Source organism: Natronococcus roseus, assembly GCF_043677095.1.
Lineage (GTDB): Archaea > Halobacteriota > Halobacteria > Halobacteriales > Natrialbaceae > Natronococcus > Natronococcus roseus.
This window is the reverse complement of sequence record NZ_JBHLJR010000003.1, coordinates 397,450-415,446: the sequence shown is the minus strand read 5'-3', so window position 1 is coordinate 415,446 and position 17,997 is coordinate 397,450. Positions and strand designations below refer to the sequence as shown.

Sequence of the window (17,997 nt, the reverse complement as noted above, 5' to 3'; positions counted from 1 at the left end):
AAACGGATCGATCGGAGCACGGTTCGAAAGCGCGGCCGACAAGCGTGCGCTTTTCATACCCCAGGCGACGAGTACCCTCCATGAGAACGCGCGGGACGCTGCGACTGGCGACGCGGGGGTCGGATCTGGCCCGGCGACAGGCCGGCCTCGTACAGGAGGCCCTCGAGGAGCGACGGTACGAGGTCGAACTCGTCACCGTCGAGACGAAAGGCGATCAGATACGCGACGAACTGATCCACCGGCTGGGGAAGACGGGGGCGTTCGTTCGCGAACTCGACGAGCGAGTCCTCGAGGGGGAGGTCGACGGCGCGATCCACTCGATGAAGGACATGCCGACCGACCAGCCCGACGAACTGGTGACGGCGGCGGTTCCCGAACGGGGACGACCGGGGGACGTCCTCGTCACGCCCGACGGCGCCACTCTCGGAGAATTGCCTGACGGGGCGACCGTGGGCACCTCGAGCCTGCGCCGTCGCGCACAGCTGCTGTCGGAACGTCCCGACCTCGAGGTCGAGCCGCTGCGGGGGAACGTCGACACGCGCCTCGAGAAACTGCTCGCCCCGTCGCTGCAGGCCGAACATCAGGAGCGCAGCGAGGCCGACAAGGAGCGGAAGGGAAACGTCGGGGACGAGGACTTCGAACCCGAGTACGACCGCACCGTCGACGAGTGGTTCGACGACCTCTCCGAACTCGAGAAGCAGGCGCTGGGTCGGGAGGTCGAGACGGAGTACGACGCGATCGTGCTCGCCGAGGCCGGCCTCGAGCGCAGCGGCCTCGAGCACTCCGTCGACTACCGGCAGCTGTCGCCGACGACGTTCGTCCCCGCGCCGGGACAGGGGGCCCTGGCCGTCACCGCGGTCGACGGCGAGACCGCGGACGACCTCCAGACGCTACTCGACCATCCCCGGAGTCGCGCCGAGACGACCGTCGAGCGCACCGTGCTCGCGGAGCTGGGCGGGGGCTGTATCGCGCCGATCGGGGTCTACGCGGTCCTCCAGGGAGAGTACGTCCGCGCCACGGTCACAGTGTTCGACCGCGACGGCGAGGAGTCCGTTACGGCGAGCCGAGATCTGCCCGTCGAGCACCACGCCGAGGCGGCTCGCGAGTTCGCCGCCGACCTCGCAGACCGCGGCGCCGCGGAACTGATCGACGCCGCCCGTGAGGACGCCGATCCCACCTCGGAGGAGCCTACGGAGAACTGATGACCGACGCTGCCACAGCGCCGGAGCCCGGCACCGTCTACCTCGTCGGCAGCGGGCCCGGCGATCCCGAACTGCTGACCGTGAAGGCGAAACGGCTGCTCGAGCGCGCGGACGTCGTCCTCCACGACAGGCTGCCCGGCCCCAAGATTCTCGAGGGGCTGTCGGCCGACCGCTGCGAGGACGTCGGCAAACGGGGCGGTGGCGAGCGCACACCCCAGTCCGAGATCAACGAGCGACTGGTCGAACTCGCCCGCGAGGGGAACTCGGTCGTCCGGCTGAAAGGCGGCGACTCGTTCGTCTTCGGCCGCGGCGGCGAGGAAGCAGAGTTCCTCGCTGACCACGGCGTTCCGTTCGAGATCGTCCCCGGCGTCACCTCGGCCACCGCCGCCCCCGCCGTCGCCGGGATCCCCGTCACCCACCGTGAACACACGTCTTCGATCTCGATCGTCACGGGCCACGAGGATCCGACGAAGCCCGAGTCCGCCGTCGACTGGGAGGCCCTGGCCGCCGTCGGCGGCACCATCGTCGTCCTGATGGGCGTCAGGCGGCTCCCCGACTACACCGGCGCGCTGCTCGAGGCCGGTATGGCCCCCGAGACGCCGGTCGCGCTCGTCGAGCGCGCCACCTGGCCGAACCAGCAGGTTGCGACGGGAACCCTCGAGACGATCGTCGACGCCCGCGACGAGGTCGGAATCGAGCCCCCCGCGGTGACCGTCGTCGGCGAGGTCGCCGCGACCAGGGCGACCGTCCTCGAGTTCCTCGCTAACGAGACGGCGAACGAGGCGACAGCGGCGGACGACGAGGTGTGATCGAATGCGAGACCTCTCCGTCGCGGTGTTCCGCCCAGACGACGAACGCCTCGCCACCGCGGTCGAGCTGATCGACTCGCTGGGCGCAACGCCGATACCGGACCCGATGCTATCGGTCGAATCGACCGACGCCACCCCCCGAGAGGACGCCGACTACGTCGTTCTGACGAGCAAGACCGGCGCCGAACTCGTCGCCGACTCGGACTGGGAGCCCGGCGACGCGACCGTCTGTGCGATCGGTCCGAAAACTGCCGAGGCCATCCGCGAGGCGGGCTACGAGGTCAACGTCGTCCCCGACGAGTACACCTCGAGCGGGCTGGTCGAAACCCTCTCCGATCGGATCGACGGCGCCCGGATCGAGGTCGCCCGCAGCGACCACGGCAGCCCCGTCCTGCTCGACGGGTTCGAGGCCGCCGGCGCGTACGTCCACGAAACGATTCTCTACCGGCTTGTCCGACCCAAAGGCAGCGGCGAATCGGCCGAGCGGGCAGCCGCTGGCGAACTCGACGCCGCCTGCTTCACCTCGTCGCTGACCGTCGAGCACTTCCTCGAGGCCGCCGCGGCTCGGGGGCTGCGCGAGGAAGCGCTCGCGGGACTCGAGGGCGCCACCGTCGGCGTCATCGGGGACCCGACCCGGGAGACGGCCGCTGGACTCGGAATCGACGTCGACGTGGTCGCGAGCGAGGCGACGTTCGACGCGCTGGCCTGCGAGACGGTCGAGGCCGCAGCGCCGACGTACCGCGACTGACCGACTCCCGACTATCGGCTCGAGCGAGGACGATGGCGAGCCCTCGAGAGTGCAGGCTCGCTTCCGGCGAAGTTCCGTGTGAGTGGGTCTCAGTCGGCTCTCGCAAGGACGCACCGTAATTTCTCCCGGTGGCTAGGCGGGGTCGAATGACAGTCGAACGATCGCACACGCTCGAGTTCGACCCGCCCGGAACGGTCGGTCTCAGAGTCGCGTTTTTCGTCCTCTGGGGAATCGACATGGTCGCCGCCACCCTCTTCTTTCTCGTCCCCTACGCAACCGAACTCAATCCCGTCACCGTGCTGTTCTACGACGTGTTCGGTCTGCCGGGCGTCGCGCTCGCGGCGACGTGTTACGCCGCGGTCGTCGTCGCGATCGGCCACGTCCTCTCGGACCCGCTCGACCGCCGGTTCGTCGGCGGGATGGTTGCGGTCTACCTCGTCCTCGTGACGAACAACGTCGTCCTGCTGGTCTCCGGGAGCTCGCCGATCGCCGCTTAACGGTTCGGTCGGGACCGGAGCTTTATCCCGCATGCCGACCCACGATCGACCGATGAGCCGATGACCGGACCGGTTCCCGAACTCGACGAGCGAGCGCTCGCCTGTGCACGACACCTCCGCGACTGCGACCGCGTGTTGCTCGCCTCCCACATCGACGCCGACGGACTGACCAGCGCCGCGATCGCCGCGCAAGCACTCGAGCGCGCGGGGATCCCCTTCGAGGCCGTTTTCGAGAAACAGCTCGACGAGGCGGCGATCGCCGACATCGCCGCGACCGACTACGACACCGTGTTGTTCACCGACTTCGGCAGCGGCCAGCTCGATATCATCGGCGAACACGAGGACGCGGGCGCGTTCACGCCAGTCATCGCCGACCACCACCAGCCGGCCGACCGCGACACCGAGTACCACCTCAACCCGCTGCTGTTCGGGATCGACGGCGCCTCGGAGCTGTCGGGTGCGGGTGCGAGCTACGTTCTCGCACGGGCGCTCGCCGAGCTCGCGGCCGAAACCGACGACAGCGACCCGATCGCGGCGGCCGATGGGGGGACCGCGACCGCGCACGCCGACAACCGCGACCTCGCCGCCCTCGCGGTGGTCGGCGCCGTCGGCGACATGCAGGCGTCCGGGGGCGAACTCCACGGCGCCAACGAGGGGATCGTCGCCGAGGGCGTCGAGGCCGGGGTCGTCGAGACCGGAACCGATCTCGCCCTGTACGGCAAACAGACCCGCCCCTTGCCGAAGCTCCTCGAGTACGCGACCGACGTTCGCATCCCCGGGATCTCGAACGACCAGCGCGGTGCGCTCTCGTTTCTCGACGGGCTCGACCTCGAGCTGAAATCGGGGGGCGAGTGGCGCTGCTGGGCCGAACTGACCAGGGAGGAACAACAGACCGTCGCCAGCGCCCTGGTCAAGCGGGCAGTCAAGCGAGGCGTTCCCGCGCCGAAGATCGACCAGCTGGTTGGCACCAGCTACGTCCTCAGCGAGGAGCCGGTCGGCACGGAGCTGCGGGACGCGAGCGAGTTCTCGACGCTGCTGAACGCGACCGCCCGCTACGAGCGCGCCGACGTCGGGCTCGGCGTCTGCTTGGGCGACCGGGAGGGGGCGCTCGAGCGCGCCCGCAAGCTCCTGCGAAACCACCGACGGAACCTCTCGGAGGGGATCGACCTCGTCACCGAGGAGGGCGTCACTCACGAGGCACACGTTCAGTGGTTCCATGCCGAGGACCGCATCCGCGAGACGATCGTCGGCATCGTCGCCGGGATGGCGATGGGCAACGACGGGGTCAGTCGATCGAAGCCGATCCTCGCGTTCGCCGAAAAGGGTGGAGACGGTAACGGCGGAACCGAGACCGACGCCGAGGAAATCAAGGTCTCGGGCCGCGGCACCCACGGTCTCGTTCGGAAGGGACTCGACCTCTCGGTCGTGATGGGGGAGGCCTCGCGGGCGGTCGGCGGCGACGGCGGCGGCCACGACGTCGCCGCCGGTGCGACGGTTCCGAAGGGAGCGGAGGCGGAGTTCGTCGAACGGGCCGACGAGATCGTCGGCGACCAGCTCGGTTAGGAACGGTCCATAGAGGCCGGCACCGTCGGCACCAGCGGCGCACGCGAGGTCAGCAGGTACGTCGACTTCCGGACCGCCCCCTTGGCGTACTGAATCGAACTTTTATACACCGGCGTGCGCTTGCCTCGGATCTGGGTCCGTCCCTCGAGGATGGCGTCGATGAGGTCGTCGCCGTCGATCTCGGCTTTGGTCGGGTTCGCGGCGTCGGGCGTGACGAGGATCTCGGTGTAAGCGCGGCCGACGTTCGGCAGGTAGTGAGCGTCGCTGGCGCCGATCTCGGGGTACCCCCGTCGCCTGGCGAACGTTCGGGCGCGACGGTTGCGGTAGCCGGTAAACAGCATCGAGTTGTAGACCTCGATCGCGTCCGCATCCTCGATGTGGCGCTTGCGAACGCCGTGACGGCTGCGCTGAAACGGGTGGGGAACGATCGCGACGCCGCCGAGATCCCGAACCGTCTCGACCGTCTCCACGAACGGTTGGCCCGGATCGGGTCGTTCCTCGACGCCGATCGCCAGCAGGTGGCCGTGTCGGGTCGATACCTCGACGCCCGGGATTCCGACGAGGCCGTACTCCGGCGCGATCTCGGCGGCCCGGAGCGACTCGCCGATCTCGTCGTGGTCGGTGATGACGACCCCGTCGAGCCCGATATCCGCCGCGTGCTCGAGAACGAGCTCGATCGGCTCGTGGCCGTCGTATGAGTCGTCCGAGTGAACGTGAAAGTCGATGGCGAAAGGAATCTGAGCTGTCATAAGACCTCTCGAATAGCGTCCGTTGTACACGGTAGTTCGGACGGTCGCATAAGCGCTCCGCCACGTCTCGCGGACGGATTCGATATCGTAATATGGGGTTTACTGGCTTCGCCTGGACGGCCGACTACCTCGATACGGCAGACTGGCGGCGAGAGCCCGCTTCTGGCGACAACCGCTCGTAGAAGCTGTAGCGACCGCAGCTGGACAGACGAATAAGCGGTTATTACGGGTTACGAATCCGAGCCCGGCCCGTCACCGGGAACCGTCCGGAATCGCATCGCCGAGCGAGACGCCGTTCAGAACGCTTCTGATCTCGAGCGGGTCGGTCCGGTTCTCGAGGCGGTCGTGTAGTCGGGACATACACTCGAGCAGCCCCTCGACGGCCGCCCGCCGGGTCGGCACGCGACCGATGCACTCGGTGATCGCCCGGTCGTCGAGCGCGTACTGGTACTGCAGTTCCCAACAGTGGCTTAGTCCGAGTCCGGGGTGGAACCCGTCGGCGGTCGTCCGGTCCGCGATGAGTTCGATCGGCGGCCGAGCGTGACGGTACGCGAGGTAGCCACGGCAGCACTCGACCGGCCCCCACCCCGGCGGAAGCGCTTCCGGAGGGACGGGGTGTTGATCGGATGACATCGTTGCCGGCTATCCCGGTGAGAGGGATGGTGGTGCCGCTTGCGTACGCGTGCGTCGTATGTAGGAACCCCGTACCGTGTCAGTGCCGTTACTAATATCCGTGTTAATCTGCAGCAAGCGACCGATCGTCCGACTTTTGTCCTCGCTCGCGTTCGTAGACGGTATGGCAGAGTTCGACCCCGAGAAGTTCGAGGACAAGTACGCCAACTACTTTCCCGAACTCCAGCAGGCCTACAAGAACGCGTTCAACCGGATGAACGACCGCTACGACTCCGAACTGGTCCACGCGATCGACCAGCAGGTCTTGAACGAGAGCGAGCCGTTCTACGAGGGAGACGGCGAGTTCCGCGTCGAACTCCCCGACGATCCCTACGACCGGGTGACAGGCGTGCTGGTCGAGGAGGAGCGCTTCGAGGAGGTCCTCGAAATCCACGTCGAGGAGATCGAGCGCGAACTCGAGCGGGTCTTCGAGTTCGGCTGAACGGGAAGCGACGGAAGGTTTAGGGAGGTTCGCCCCCAACGGCGAAACATGAGCACCGAAACTCAGGGCGGAGACGATCTCGAGGACCGCGTCTCGAACTTCCTGCGACGGAACTTCCCGCAGATCCAGATGCACGGCGGCTCGGCGGCGATTCAGGACCTCGACCGCGAGTCCGGCGAGGTCACCATCGCGCTCGGTGGCGCCTGCAGTGGCTGTGGAATTTCGCCGATGACGATCCAGGCGATCAAGAGCCGAATGGTCAAGGAGATTCCCGAGATCGAGAAGGTCAACGCCCACACCGGTATGGACGGCGGCGACGACATGGGCGGCGGCATGGAGCCGTCGTTCCCCGGCGAGACCGTCGACGACGGCGAGGCCGACGAAGGACCCGAGGCTCCGTTCTAAGGCGTCCGTTCCGTTCTTGTGTTTTCGCTCGAGTCGAGAGCTGCCGGACTCTACCGCAGACCACGTCCCCGTTCCCACGCCCGCACGAGCGTCGCGAGCGTGCGGTTCGTCGGGACCTCGAGCCCGCGTTCGGACGCCCGCTCGAGGACGTAGCCGTTGATCGCGTCGATCTCCGTTCGGCGTTCCGCGAGGACGTCCTGGCGCATCGAGGAGGTGTTGGCCGCCGTCTCCGCGACGACTCGCTCCGTCGCCGCGAGCGCCTCGCGGTTCGAGAGCCCGACGCCCTCGGCGCGGGCGACGCGAGCTGTCTCGCGAGCCGCCCCGCGAGCGAGGTCCGAGGCCGGCTCCTCGAGCACCGCCGCGTTCTCGGTCGCGGTCAGCGCCGTCACCGGGTTGATCGCGGCGTTGACCGCGAGCTTCTCCCACAGTCGACGGGGCATCGACTCCGAGACCGTGGTCTCGAGCCCCGCCGAACTGAAGGCGTCGGCGGTACGGTCGGCGACCGCGGATTCGCCCCCGCGGCGGTCGCCGAGGACAATCTCACCGACCCCGGTACACTCGACGATCCCCGGCTCCCGCAGGACCGCGCCGTAGGAGGCCGTCCCGGCGAGTACGGGCTCGCCCAGCGTCTCGGCGAGTATCTCCTCGTTTCCCATCCCGTTTTGCAGGGAGAGGACGGCGTCGAACGCCCCCGTCGCGAGCGTTTCGGCGGCCCCACTCGTGTCGTAGGATTTCACCGTCACGACCGCGAGGTCGCCCGCGAGTTCCGTCCCGTCGGTCGTCGCCCGCGGCTCGACCGTCGCCTCGAGCTCGCCCTCGAGGACGAGCCCGCGCTCCCGGACGGCCGTAACGTGGTCCTCGCGACCGACGAGAGTTACTTGATGTGCGCGCGCGAGAACGGCGCCGACGAGAGTCCCGAGGCTGCCGGCGCCGAAGATGACGATCTGCATCGCCCGACGGTGGCGTCGGAGCGGTAAAAACGGTTGTCGTTAGTCCTCGGTCCAGTAGTACAGATCCTCCCGGTCGGCGCCACAGGACGGACAGCTCTCGGGAAGTTCGGAGTCGAGCCGCCCCATCTCGCCACACTCCCAGCAGCGCCACATCAGCTCCGCCTCGCCGAACTCCTTGCCCGAACGGACGTGCTCGACGCTCATTCCCTCGAGTCCCTCCCGGATCGTCACGTAGAACCCGTCCTCGTCGAACCCGCGGATGCGACCGACCTGCGTTCCGTCCTCGGTGTAGATCCTCGTTCCGAACCCGAGACGAGTTGTGTCGCCGTTTTCGGCCATGCGATCTCCGACGCGCTCGAGCGTGATAAAGGGAATACGGTCCTCGGACGGCCTGAACGTGCCGTCCTCGAGAACGTTCCGTACGTCACAGAACGACTGCTAGCCCAGTCATAAATCACTAACCGCGATACTAATTCCGGCCGGGAGCCGACCACGGTCGGACGGGAGCGAAGCGACTACCGAACGACAACGGCGGAACTCCGGCTTCGGCGCTCCGAAAATCGAGATTTCCCGGCGAGACGCTCGAGTCAGGCGCGACTCGTCACTTGACGCCCAGCGCGTCGGCCATCACGTCGGCGATATCGGTGTTGTCTCGCGCTCGGTCGAAGAACTCGGCGTTCGGCCCGTCGGCGTACAGCGGGACGTCGACGCCCGTGTGACCGTGGGAGGTAAAGTCGATCAACATCTGCCTGTTAAGCATGTCGCGGAGCGCCGGAACCTCGGCGTACAGCGGGCCCAGATCGATCGCCCGGTAGATGTCGGCGTCGGAGTGGTTTCGATCCACGTCCTCGAGTTCGATCCCGGCGACCTCGGACATGACGGTCTGGAGGTCCGCGACGTCCTCGACGTCCTCGTCGATCGCGGGCACGATCCCCTCGGTGACGCTGGCCTGGAGCGCGTCGATCATCTCGTAGTCGACGTTGTAAATCCCGTCGCGACCGAGCGAGAAGCCGCCGCACTCGTGGTCTGCTGTCGTCACGACGGTCGTCGGTGCCGTCCCGTCGTCCCGCGCGAAGTCGAGACAAGCGCCGACCGCCCGGTCGCCCTCGAGCTGTTCGTCGAAGATCGCCGGGTCGTTCTTGTGGCCGCAGTGGTCGACCCGTCCCGCCTCGATCATGACGAAAAAGCCCTCGTCGTTCGCCGAGAGCAATTCGAGGGCCTTCTCGGTCATCTCGACCAGTCCCGGCTGGGTCGTGTCGGACTGGCGATCGAGGTAGTAGTCGAGGTGGCTGTCGTCCTCGGTGAACAGCCCGAGGACGGGCGACTCCTCCACGTCGGCGAGTTCCTCGTCGGTCTCGACGATTCGGTACCCCTGCTCTTCCGCGGCGCCGAGCAGGTCCCGGCCGTCGTCGCGCTGGTCGGGGTCGAAGTGGGCCTTCCCGCCGCCCAACAGGACGTCGACGTCGGCCTCGTCGATGTACTGCTCGGCGATCTCGTCCTCCATCGACCGGTGGGGGACGTGGGCGGCGAACGCCGCCGGCGTCGCGTGGGTGATTCGCGTGGTCGTCACCAGTCCCGTCGCGAGCCCCGCGTCGCTGGCCGCCTCGAGGATCGTCTCGACGGGGACGAACTCGCCGTCCTCGTTTCTGATGCCGCCGATCGCACCGTTGTACGTCTTGACGCCGGCGCCGATCCCGGTGGCCGAAGCGGCGCAGTCGATCGCGCCCGGGCTCGTCGCTCCAGCCGCCGAGTCGATGACGACCTCGTTGGGATCGTCGGGGAAGACGGTCATCGTCCCGTGGGCCTCGTGGCGGTCCATGTGCAGCGGCGTCTCGGACGGATCGGCGTTCAGCGGGAACTGCTCCGGGTCCTCCTGGTAGGCTTTGAGGTAGCGAGCGCCCGTGACCTGAGTCGGGCCCATTCCGTCGTGGATGAAGGTGATCGCGTTTCGACACTCTTCGGTTCGGTCCGCGTCGCTCTCCTCGTCGGCGTCGTCGGCGGCCGCTCGACCGGAGAGGGCGGCGCCCCCGGTGAGCGCACCGACCCCCTTGATGAACGATCGCCGCTCGGTCGCGACCGACGGAAGCGCCTCCGGATCGGGTGCGATGCTACCGCCACAACAGTTATCGTGACTCATAGCAAGGCGTCAACACACCTCGTTATTTTATTTCTGCCTTCTGACCAATGGTAAATATAAGGTGCGTCCGGACGGAGATCGGCGGGCGAACGATGACGCGAGATCACATGAAGTCCTCTATTCCCGATTGCTTGTTCTTGTCGTTCTCGAAGATACTCTCGAGGGACTTCTCGAGCACCTCGAGGCGCTGTTTCGTGTAGTCCCGGCAGTCGTACTCGTCGGCGACCTGGATCGCGGTCTGCATGTACTTGTTGACCGAGCCCTGGTGGACGGTGAGGTTGACGCGGCCGCCACACTCCCGGCAGTCCCCGGTCAGGGGCATCCGACGGAACTTCTCGCCGCAGTCGAGACAGCGGGTCTCCTGGCGTGAGAAGGCCCGCAGGTTCCCGATCAGATCCGGCAGGAAGTGGTACTCGATCACCCGCTCGGCGACGTCGGTCTCGTCGACGGCCCGGAGCTTCCGGGAGAGCTCGAGCTGGGCGTCCATCTTCTCCATCATCGACCCGAGCGTCTTGTACGCCGACAGGTCCGGTCCCATCGCGATGTCGGTGACGTCGTGAGTGTGTTCGAACCCGGTGTACTCGAGGTCGGTACCGAGGGTGTCCTCGCCGATCCGAATGTCGACCTCGCCGGGGTCGGCCTGCTCGAGGGTCGCCTCGTAGAACTCGCGGGGGTACTGCGAGGCGATGTCCATGTTATGGGCCTCGTCGTCGATCTCGGAGGGATCGATCCTCGAGGACATGACCAGAGGTGCGTCCATCTTTCCCCCGCGCTGATTTGGCAAGAATCTTTCACTAAAGTTCAATAACCCGTCCATGAGGAGCATTACGCAATCCTCGTCTCCGTCGCAGTTGCGGCGCTTGGCGGCGTGAAAGTACGGATGCGCGTATCCGACCGCCGCGCTCGTGAATCCTATCACTCTTCCGACAGTTGCGGCGCTCGTGTGCGGAGCCATCCCGAACACCAGCTCGCCGACGAGGTCCTGGCGATCCTCGAGCTCGTAGAACCGCTCGAGCCCGTAGTACTGCTCGAGCAGGTCGTCGATGAAGTCCGCGGTCTGGATCATGTGCTCGGCGGCGCCGTCCGAGAGGACGACGTCCTGGACTTTGAGTTCGACGAGCTGGTCCTCGTGGACGAGCGGGTCGCCGTGGATGTCTTCCTCGTAGCCGAGCGCCTGCAGCTGACCGACGTCGATATCGAGTTCGCTGGCCCGAACCGACGTAACGGGGAGGTCGGTCATGTCGTAGCGGACGGTGCCGTCCTTGAACGACGAGACGTCGTGTTTCGCCCGGAGCACACCTTTTTCGATCGGTTCGGGAATTTTCGTCGTCGAGGTCAGTCCCTTCACGCCCTTGAGGATCTCGAAGGCGTTCTCGCGCTCGCCGACCGACTCGAGCGCGCTCCGGTACTCCTCGTTGAGGTCGACCTCCCGGCGCTCGACGCAGGTGGCTTCGACCTCGCAGTGGCCACACTCGACGCGGCCGGCTTCGTCGGGTTCGATCTGCGTGTCGCAGTCGGGACAGCGGTAGTCGGGCGTCGTCCGTTCGTTGCAGTCCGGACACCGGTTCTTGAACGTCTCCGTCCCGCAGTTCTCACAGCGGTGGCGGCCGATCTCGAGTTCGACGACGCCGGGGGTATCCGACATCGTCTCGGCGTGTTTGGCCGCGTCCGCGACGTTGCGCTGTGGGCCCCCCGCCTCGCCGATCGGGAACAGCGTGTGGACCGGCGGACTCAGGTCCCGGCGCTCCGACTTTTCCGGGCGCCCCATCCGGTTGCCGACCCGGGTCGGGGCGCGCTCTCGCACCTCGAAGGGCGCAACCTCGTTGACCGCCTCGACGGCGTTGTCGCCTTCCGTCTCGTGGCCCCACGTTCGGGCGCGCTCGGAGAGGTCGCCGTCGCTCCAGGTGCGCTCGAGTTCGACGGTCGGCCGTCGGTCTCGAGCGTCGGGGTCGGCCGCCGCGCCGTCGGCGACCGTTTCCCTGGGCTCACAGCCCACAGTGTGAGCGAACGGTTTCCAGTCGTCGATCTCGATCCGGCCGTCGTCGGGACGCTGGCGGTGCTCGACGATGATCGCCTCGAGGGCCTCGCGAACTGTTTCGTCGTACGCGAGGACGAGCGTTCCGTCGCCGCCGTCGGCGCGCTCGACCCGACCGTTCGCGACTGCGTCGGCGAGGGTACAGAATTCCTCGACGGAGACGTCGTGCCAGAGGTAGGTGTACTGCGGGTGAAGCGGGGCGTCGTAGGTCGTGGCCCACTCGAGGGCCCGATCGGCGTCGGGGTTCTCGAGGTCGATTCGAGGGTCGTCCTCGAGGGCCTGGACGTCCGCACCCGCGGCCTCGAGGTCCTGGACCCACCACTCGAAGACGTACGAGGCAGGCGAGAGGGGGTGGTTGTTCTCGACGAACTCGCCGTAGTTGACCAGGTACTCGCCGGCGTCGAGGATCCGCTCGACGCCGTTTCTGATCTCGAGGGCCTCCTGGGGGTCGTCGATCCGACGGACGTCGCCGTTGGCCAGTTTGACCGTCGGACCGTCGATCGTGTCGACGGGGACGATCCCGTGGGCCTTGCCCGGCCGCTCGGTCTTGATCTGGGTCCCGGTCGCGAGGAAATCGTCGAGGAGGTGCATCGTCGCGGGGTGGACCCCGCCGGTCGCGAAGCCGTGGTTGCGCGCGCGGCCGTACCGGAGCCGGAAACCGCCCGCGGCGCTTGGATGCGAGAAGACGGGGCGGCCGGCGATCAGATCCCGGAGGAACTTCTGGGAGGGCTTCGCCCGGACGGGGCCCTCGGGTTCGGCGGGCTCCGTCTCGTTCTCGCCACCGCCGCCGTCGTCGGACGCCTCGGCTGCCTCACCATCTTCGTCCTCCGACGCGTCGGCCGCCTCGTCGGCGTAGTTGCCGTCGATGAGGTCCTGTAGCCAGGGCCAGTCGATCTCGTCGAGCGCGGAGGTGTAGCGCTGGATCTTCGGGGCCTTCAGCGCGATCCCCTCGGCCAGGACGAGACACATCCCGCCGCGGGCGTTGTTGGTGTCGACGCGCTCCAGATCCCGGAATCCGGAGACCTCCTCGTCGCCCGTGGCCTCCCCGTCGAGCATGATCGGGAGGTGTTTGGCGATGAACTTCGTCTCCTTGTCCTTCGGGGTGTACTGTAGTCCCGTCTCCTTGTCGTAGAGGCCGATCTCCTCGGCGTAGCGTTCGACCTCTTCCGATCTCGCGTTGTACTGTTCGATCCCGACGAGCGCGCGCGTGTAGTCCGCCACGAGCACCGAGAGGGCCTGTGCGGTTCCGCCCGCCGAGCGGATCGGCCCCGCGTAGTAGACGTTGACGAACTCGGTGCCGTCGTCGTTCTCGAGCAGTTCGACCCTGTCGATCCCCTCGATAGGGGCGGCGACGACGCCCTCGGTGAGCAGGGCGACCGCCGTTCGGACCGCCCCCTCGACCTTGCCCGCTTTCGTCTCGTAATCGCCGACTCGCCCCTCCGCGAAGTCCTCGGCGAGCGCCAGGGCGGCCTCCTCGCGGCTCATCTCGCCCTCGAGTTCGCGGACGCGCTCGGCGACGTCGTCGATCCCGAGGATGTTCTCGACGCGGTCGGCCATGTCCTTGGCGACGGGGATCTCGACTTCGGGTTCGGGATCCCCGCCTCGCTCTTTGGCCCGTTCGGCGACGTCGAACGCGGTATCGAGCTGGGCCTCGAGCCGGCGGAAGTAGCGTTCGTCTTCCTCGCGCATCTCAGAGCCAGCGGTCGAGATCGGTCGTCTCGTCGTACTCGCACCCGAGGGCGGCGACGTACTCCGTTCCGTGCTCGACGGCTCGATAGTTCATACGACACTACTGTGACGGCCGGAAGAAAAAGCGCACCGGTCCCCGGCGCGGGCCGCGCGGAGCCGTCCCTCTCGGGGCCAGACCCGTGTGCTACTGACACATCTATGGTGAAATTATAAGGTGCATGCCCTGAAATAACGTATCGAACGTCCACAAACGGCGGCTATTGGATGAAAATGGCTATCGTGACGCCGGTTCTCCACGATAAACCAAAACATATATAGTTTGCTGCCACGGCCATTACTGTGAGAATGGCAAACAACCAGAAGGTATGGACCCGACGGCACGTCCTCGCCTCGGGTACCGCGGTTTCCGCCGCGGCCATTGCAGGGTGCATTGGTGGGAACGGTGACGAAGAGGAAGAGGAGGAGATCCTGGATCCAGAAGAGTACGACTACGAGCGCGACGAGCCAGACGATCCCGACGACGTTCGGGATAGCACGATGGTCTACACGCAGGAACTCGAGCGCGACGAGGACTTCGACCCCGTCGTCTCGAACGACGCCTACAGCTACCAGATCATCACGCAGGTGTTTGACGGGCTCTACGAGTTCAACTACGACTACGAACTCGAGCCGAAGGTCGCCGTCGACTTTCCCGAGGTCGAACGGGACGACACGCGGTACCTCTACGAGATCCACGACGGGATCGAGTTCCACAACGGCGAAGAGCTCACCGCCGAGGACGTCGCTCACTCCATGGAGGCACCGGTCGAGGAGGAAACCCCGAACATGTCGGAGTTCGACATGGTCGAGGAGATCGAGGTCGTCGACGAGTACCAGCTACAGGTCGACCTCGAGGAACCGTACGGCCCCTGGGAGATGTTTAATCACGCAGTAGACATCGTTCCGGAGGGTGCACGGACCGACGACCGCGAGGAGTTCAACCAGAATCCGATCGGCTCCGGACCGTTCCAGTGGAGCGAGTTCGAGTTCGGCGAGTTTGTCGAACTCGAGCGGTTCGACGACTACTGGGACGAACCGGAGCCGTACATCGGGTCGATCCGGTTCGAGGACAACGTCGACGACGCGAGTCGGGTTAGCGAGATGCTCTCCCACGACACCGACGCGATCGGAGACATCCCGAACGACGACTGGGACGACCTCGACGAAGAGGACGATATCAACCTCCACGTCGCCGAGAGCCCCTCGGTCGCGTACATCTTCTTCAACACCAACGAGGGGGCGGGTACGGCCGACCCGAACGTCCGTCGCGCGATCGCCCACTCGTTCTCGATGCAAGACTACGTCGAGACGTACATGAACAACGCCGCGATTCCGCTGGTGACGCCGACGTCACGCATCACCAACGAACAGTGGGACTTCCCGATCGACGAGTGGGAGGAGGAGCTCTACCCGCAGTACGATCCCGAGGAGGCGGAGGCGCTGCTCGACGAGTACGCTCCCGACGACTGGAACCCGACGTTCGTCGCCCCCGACGACGAGCGGGCGAACCTCGCCGAGCGCGTGGCCACCAGACTGGACGATATCGGCTACGACATGAGCGTCCAGACGATGGAGTTCGGGACGATGCTCGATCAGACCGTCTACAGCGACGGCGACCCAGACGACTACGAGCTGTACATCTCCGGCTGGACCGGCGGCCCCGACCCCGACCAGTACCTCTACTCCAACTTCCACGAGAGCCAGGAGACGCTCAACCAGGGCCACCACTACGACGGCAGCGACGACTTCCACGACAACATCATCGCCGCGCGTCAGTCGGCCGATCACGACGAGCGAGAGGAGCTCTACATCGAGATCATCGAGGAGATTCTCGAGGAATTGCCGGCGCTTCCGGCCTACACGGAGCACAACTCGATGGCGACCGGCGAGCAGGTGAGAGACATGCACGTTCACCCACAGATGCAGTATAATCCTAATCTTGTCTCCGAGGGAGGTAACGTATGGATCGACGACTGATCAATTAGCCTACCGAACAGGGACGGAAACGAAAACATCTACATACCCCTTTCCGACAACTACTGATAACACGATACCCAGATGGGACTACTTCGTTACACGCTGTACCGGCTCGTTCAAGCGGTTCCCGTACTGATCGGTATCACGATCATTACGTTTCTCCTCGCGAATCTGGCGCCGGGTGACCCGGTTCGGATGATGCTGCAGGGCCAGGAGGTCGACGAGGAACTCATCCAAACTATCGAACAGCGATATGGGCTCGATCAGCCGCTTCACGAGCGGTATCTGACGTACATGAGCGGTCTCGTACAGGGCGATTTCGGACACAGTATTCATTACAACGAACCGGTGACGGACCTCATGCTGAGCCGGCTCGGACCGACGTTGCTGCTCGTCCTCTCGGCGTACGCGTTCGCGATCGTCACCGCGATTCCGATGGGGATCCTCGCGGCGACGAAACGAAACGAGCCGACCGACCACGTCTCCCGGATCGTTGCGCTGCTGGGAGTGAGCACCCCGTCGTTCTGGATCGGAATCATGCTGATCCTGCTCTTTGCCGTCCAGCTCGGTTGGTTCCCCTCGACCGGACTCGTCTACCCGTGGTGGGGCCCCGAGGGGTACGACTGGATCGACACGTGGCCCGAGTTGCTCTACCAGACGGCGTTGCACCTGTTGCTCCCGATGATCGCGCTCGGAACGCTCCAGATGGCGACGCTGATGCGCGTCGAGCGTACCCAGATGATCGAATCATTGCAAGGCGAGTACGTCAAACTCGCGCGAGCCTACGGCGTTCCGGAGCGGACGATCCTCCGGAAGCACGCGTTCCAGAACGCCCAGTTGCCGATCATCACGATCATCGGACTGAACCTCTCGACGGCCCTCGGCGGAGCGGTCCTCATCGAGTACGTCTTTAATATCAACGGGATGGGGCGGCTGTTCATCGAGGCGATCCAGACGCTCGACTACCAGCTAATCATGGGGATTACGATCGTGATCGGGACAATGTTCGTTATCGGCGTCATCATCACGGACATTTCCTACGCCTACATCGATCCCCGCGTCACCTACGGGGAGGAGGAATAACATGGCGATAGGCGAATCTCAAGGCGGCGGGGAATCGGAACCATCGAAGGAAGTCGAAGCGAAGTTCGGCTGGCGGTACACGCTTGCGAAAGTTACGAACGACACGACCGCTCGCTGGGGGCTGTACGTCGTTGCGTTCGTCCTGTTCGTTTCGCTGTACACGTTGATCGACAGCAATCTTTCGCGACTGACGTTCGGGATGATTTCGGACTTTACGTTCGCCGAGGCGATACCGATATTTGATCACCCCGAGCGCATCCCACCGCCGGGAGAGGGTGAAACCCACGTGCCGCCGGCGTTCCACGCGGACGGCTCGATGGCCCACCCGCTCGGCACCGACGCCGACGGCCGCGACTACTTCACGCGGATCGTCTACGGCGCCCAGGTCTCGGTGAGCGTCGGCATCGTCTCGACGCTCATCGGCTTCGTCGGCGGAACGGTCATCGGGTCCGTCGCGGGGTTCTACGGCGGCAAGGTCGACGACATCCTTATGCGGGCCGTCGAGACGGTGTACGCCATCCCGCCGCTGATCCTCATCATCGTCTTCACCGTGTTCGTCAGCGGCGGCAGTCCGGACATCACCTACGCGATTCTGGGAGTCGGAATCACCTTCATCCCGGTGTTCGCTCGGATCATCCGCAGCGAGGTGCTCTCGATCCGCGAAATGGACTACATCGAGGCCGCCAGAGCCTCGGGTGTCAAGAACCGAAACATCATCCTCCGGCACGTGATCCCGAACAGCTTCGCACCCGTGCTCGTCTACGCGACGCTACAGATTGGCGTCACGATCCTCATCGTCGCCGGGCTCTCGTTCCTCGGCTACGGTGCACAGCCGCCGACGCCGGACTGGGGCGAGATGCTGAACGTCTCGCACGGCTACATGCACTCGAACGTCTGGCTCTCGGTCTGGCCCGGTATCGCCATTCTGATCACTATCATGGGGTTCAACCTCTTCGGCGACGGCCTGCAGGACGCGCTGGACCCACGACTCAAGAACTAA

Annotated in this window: 16 protein-coding genes; 10 read left to right on the top strand and 6 right to left on the bottom strand. The window is 65.8% G+C overall.

Annotation, left to right across the window (positions count from 1 at the left end; genetic code table 11):
- Positions 1-80 precede the first annotated feature (80 nt).
- The 5 genes from hemC (at position 81) to ACFEMD_RS10015 (ending at position 4,819) form a co-directional block, all read left to right on the top strand.
- Positions 81-1,202: a hydroxymethylbilane synthase gene (hemC, locus tag ACFEMD_RS10035; RefSeq protein ID WP_394740871.1), complete on the top strand. Its 1,122-nt coding sequence runs from the start codon at positions 81-83 to the stop codon at positions 1,200-1,202.
- Entirely contained in the window at positions 1,202-2,011 is an 810-nt protein-coding gene (gene cobA, locus ACFEMD_RS10030; protein ID WP_394740870.1) for a uroporphyrinogen-III C-methyltransferase, read from the top strand. The genes hemC and cobA overlap by 1 nt, the downstream gene beginning before the upstream one ends.
- A 4-nt stretch (positions 2,012-2,015) precedes the next feature.
- The gene (locus ACFEMD_RS10025; protein WP_394740869.1) at positions 2,016-2,759 is read left to right on the top strand and encodes a uroporphyrinogen-III synthase; all 744 of its coding nucleotides are present in this window, start codon (positions 2,016-2,018) and stop codon (positions 2,757-2,759) included.
- A 146-nt stretch (positions 2,760-2,905) separates the two neighbouring features.
- Positions 2,906-3,256 carry a hypothetical protein gene (locus ACFEMD_RS10020; RefSeq protein WP_394740868.1) on the top strand — a complete coding sequence of 117 codons (351 nt, stop codon included), beginning with the start codon at positions 2,906-2,908 and terminating at the stop codon, positions 3,254-3,256.
- A gap of 60 nt (positions 3,257-3,316) precedes the next feature.
- On the top strand, positions 3,317-4,819 hold the full coding sequence (locus tag ACFEMD_RS10015) for a DHHA1 domain-containing protein (protein ID WP_394740867.1): 1,503 nt from the start codon (positions 3,317-3,319) through the stop codon (positions 4,817-4,819).
- Here the strand turns inward: ACFEMD_RS10015 and ACFEMD_RS10010 are convergent.
- Together ACFEMD_RS10010 and ACFEMD_RS10005 are read right to left on the bottom strand one after the other, a co-directional pair.
- On the bottom strand, positions 4,816-5,568 hold the full coding sequence (locus ACFEMD_RS10010) for a PHP-associated domain-containing protein (protein ID WP_394740866.1): 753 nt from the start codon (positions 5,566-5,568) through the stop codon (positions 4,816-4,818). The two genes, ACFEMD_RS10015 and ACFEMD_RS10010, sit on opposite strands and share 4 nt — an antisense overlap.
- A gap of 252 nt (positions 5,569-5,820) precedes the next feature.
- The gene (locus tag ACFEMD_RS10005) at positions 5,821-6,201 is read right to left on the bottom strand and encodes a hypothetical protein (RefSeq protein ID WP_394740865.1); all 381 of its coding nucleotides are present in this window, start codon (positions 6,199-6,201) and stop codon (positions 5,821-5,823) included.
- Between the two features lie 163 nt (positions 6,202-6,364).
- Between ACFEMD_RS10005 and ACFEMD_RS10000 the strand changes: the two genes are divergently transcribed.
- Together ACFEMD_RS10000 and ACFEMD_RS09995 are read left to right on the top strand one after the other, a co-directional pair.
- Positions 6,365-6,682, top strand: coding sequence for a DUF5783 family protein (locus tag ACFEMD_RS10000; protein ID WP_394740864.1), 318 nt, complete (start codon positions 6,365-6,367; stop codon positions 6,680-6,682).
- 48 nt (positions 6,683-6,730) lie between these two features.
- Entirely contained in the window at positions 6,731-7,087 is a 357-nt protein-coding gene (locus ACFEMD_RS09995) for a NifU family protein (protein WP_015323125.1), read from the top strand.
- 50 nt (positions 7,088-7,137) lie between these two features.
- On the opposite strand, the gene ACFEMD_RS09990 is transcribed toward ACFEMD_RS09995, so the two are convergent.
- The 4 genes from ACFEMD_RS09990 to ACFEMD_RS09975 form a co-directional block, all read right to left on the bottom strand.
- Positions 7,138-8,037 carry a ketopantoate reductase family protein gene (locus ACFEMD_RS09990; RefSeq protein ID WP_394740863.1) on the bottom strand — a complete coding sequence of 300 codons (900 nt, stop codon included), beginning with the start codon at positions 8,035-8,037 and terminating at the stop codon, positions 7,138-7,140.
- A gap of 39 nt (positions 8,038-8,076) precedes the next feature.
- Positions 8,077-8,376 (bottom strand): DUF7130 family rubredoxin-like protein, encoded by a 300-nt coding sequence (locus ACFEMD_RS09985; RefSeq protein WP_394740862.1) that lies wholly within the window; start codon positions 8,374-8,376, stop codon positions 8,077-8,079.
- A 262-nt stretch (positions 8,377-8,638) separates the two neighbouring features.
- A complete protein-coding gene (locus ACFEMD_RS09980) occupies positions 8,639-10,174 on the bottom strand; it encodes an alkaline phosphatase (RefSeq protein WP_394740861.1) in 1,536 nt (511 codons plus the stop codon).
- A gap of 103 nt (positions 10,175-10,277) precedes the next feature.
- Positions 10,278-13,898, bottom strand: a complete 3,621-nt coding sequence (locus ACFEMD_RS09975; protein ID WP_394740860.1) for a DNA polymerase II large subunit — start codon at positions 13,896-13,898, stop codon at positions 10,278-10,280.
- A gap of 345 nt (positions 13,899-14,243) precedes the next feature.
- On the opposite strand from ACFEMD_RS09975, the gene ACFEMD_RS09970 reads away from it, so the two are divergent.
- From ACFEMD_RS09970 to ACFEMD_RS09960, 3 genes are all read left to right on the top strand, one after another.
- Positions 14,244-15,914 (top strand): ABC transporter substrate-binding protein, encoded by a 1,671-nt coding sequence (locus ACFEMD_RS09970; RefSeq protein WP_394740859.1) that lies wholly within the window; start codon positions 14,244-14,246, stop codon positions 15,912-15,914.
- Positions 15,915-15,995: 81 nt separating this feature from the next.
- Positions 15,996-16,997, top strand: coding sequence for an ABC transporter permease (locus ACFEMD_RS09965; RefSeq protein ID WP_394740858.1), 1,002 nt, complete (start codon positions 15,996-15,998; stop codon positions 16,995-16,997).
- Position 16,998: 1 nt separating this feature from the next.
- Positions 16,999-17,997 carry an ABC transporter permease gene (locus ACFEMD_RS09960; protein WP_394740857.1) on the top strand — a complete coding sequence of 333 codons (999 nt, stop codon included), beginning with the start codon at positions 16,999-17,001 and terminating at the stop codon, positions 17,995-17,997.

Bases quoted from the DNA above. Each gene is read 5' to 3' on its own strand.
- hemC (WP_394740871.1), top strand. From the start codon at position 81: ATGAGAACGCGCGGGACGCTGCGACTGGCGACGCGGGGGTCGGATCTG.
- cobA (WP_394740870.1), top strand. From the start codon at position 1,202: ATGACCGACGCTGCCACAGCGCCGGAGCCCGGCACCGTCTACCTCGTC.
- ACFEMD_RS10025 (WP_394740869.1), top strand. From the start codon at position 2,016: ATGCGAGACCTCTCCGTCGCGGTGTTCCGCCCAGACGACGAACGCCTC.
- ACFEMD_RS10020 (WP_394740868.1), top strand. From the start codon at position 2,906: ATGACAGTCGAACGATCGCACACGCTCGAGTTCGACCCGCCCGGAACG.
- ACFEMD_RS10015 (WP_394740867.1), top strand. From the start codon at position 3,317: ATGACCGGACCGGTTCCCGAACTCGACGAGCGAGCGCTCGCCTGTGCA.
- ACFEMD_RS10010 (WP_394740866.1), bottom strand. From the start codon at position 5,568: ATGACAGCTCAGATTCCTTTCGCCATCGACTTTCACGTTCACTCGGAC.
- ACFEMD_RS10005 (WP_394740865.1), bottom strand. From the start codon at position 6,201: ATGTCATCCGATCAACACCCCGTCCCTCCGGAAGCGCTTCCGCCGGGG.
- ACFEMD_RS10000 (WP_394740864.1), top strand. From the start codon at position 6,365: ATGGCAGAGTTCGACCCCGAGAAGTTCGAGGACAAGTACGCCAACTAC.
- ACFEMD_RS09995 (WP_015323125.1), top strand. From the start codon at position 6,731: ATGAGCACCGAAACTCAGGGCGGAGACGATCTCGAGGACCGCGTCTCG.
- ACFEMD_RS09990 (WP_394740863.1), bottom strand. From the start codon at position 8,037: ATGCAGATCGTCATCTTCGGCGCCGGCAGCCTCGGGACTCTCGTCGGC.
- ACFEMD_RS09985 (WP_394740862.1), bottom strand. From the start codon at position 8,376: ATGGCCGAAAACGGCGACACAACTCGTCTCGGGTTCGGAACGAGGATC.
- ACFEMD_RS09980 (WP_394740861.1), bottom strand. From the start codon at position 10,174: ATGAGTCACGATAACTGTTGTGGCGGTAGCATCGCACCCGATCCGGAG.
- ACFEMD_RS09975 (WP_394740860.1), bottom strand. From the start codon at position 13,898: ATGCGCGAGGAAGACGAACGCTACTTCCGCCGGCTCGAGGCCCAGCTC.
- ACFEMD_RS09970 (WP_394740859.1), top strand. From the start codon at position 14,244: ATGGCAAACAACCAGAAGGTATGGACCCGACGGCACGTCCTCGCCTCG.
- ACFEMD_RS09965 (WP_394740858.1), top strand. From the start codon at position 15,996: ATGGGACTACTTCGTTACACGCTGTACCGGCTCGTTCAAGCGGTTCCC.
- ACFEMD_RS09960 (WP_394740857.1), top strand. From the start codon at position 16,999: ATGGCGATAGGCGAATCTCAAGGCGGCGGGGAATCGGAACCATCGAAG.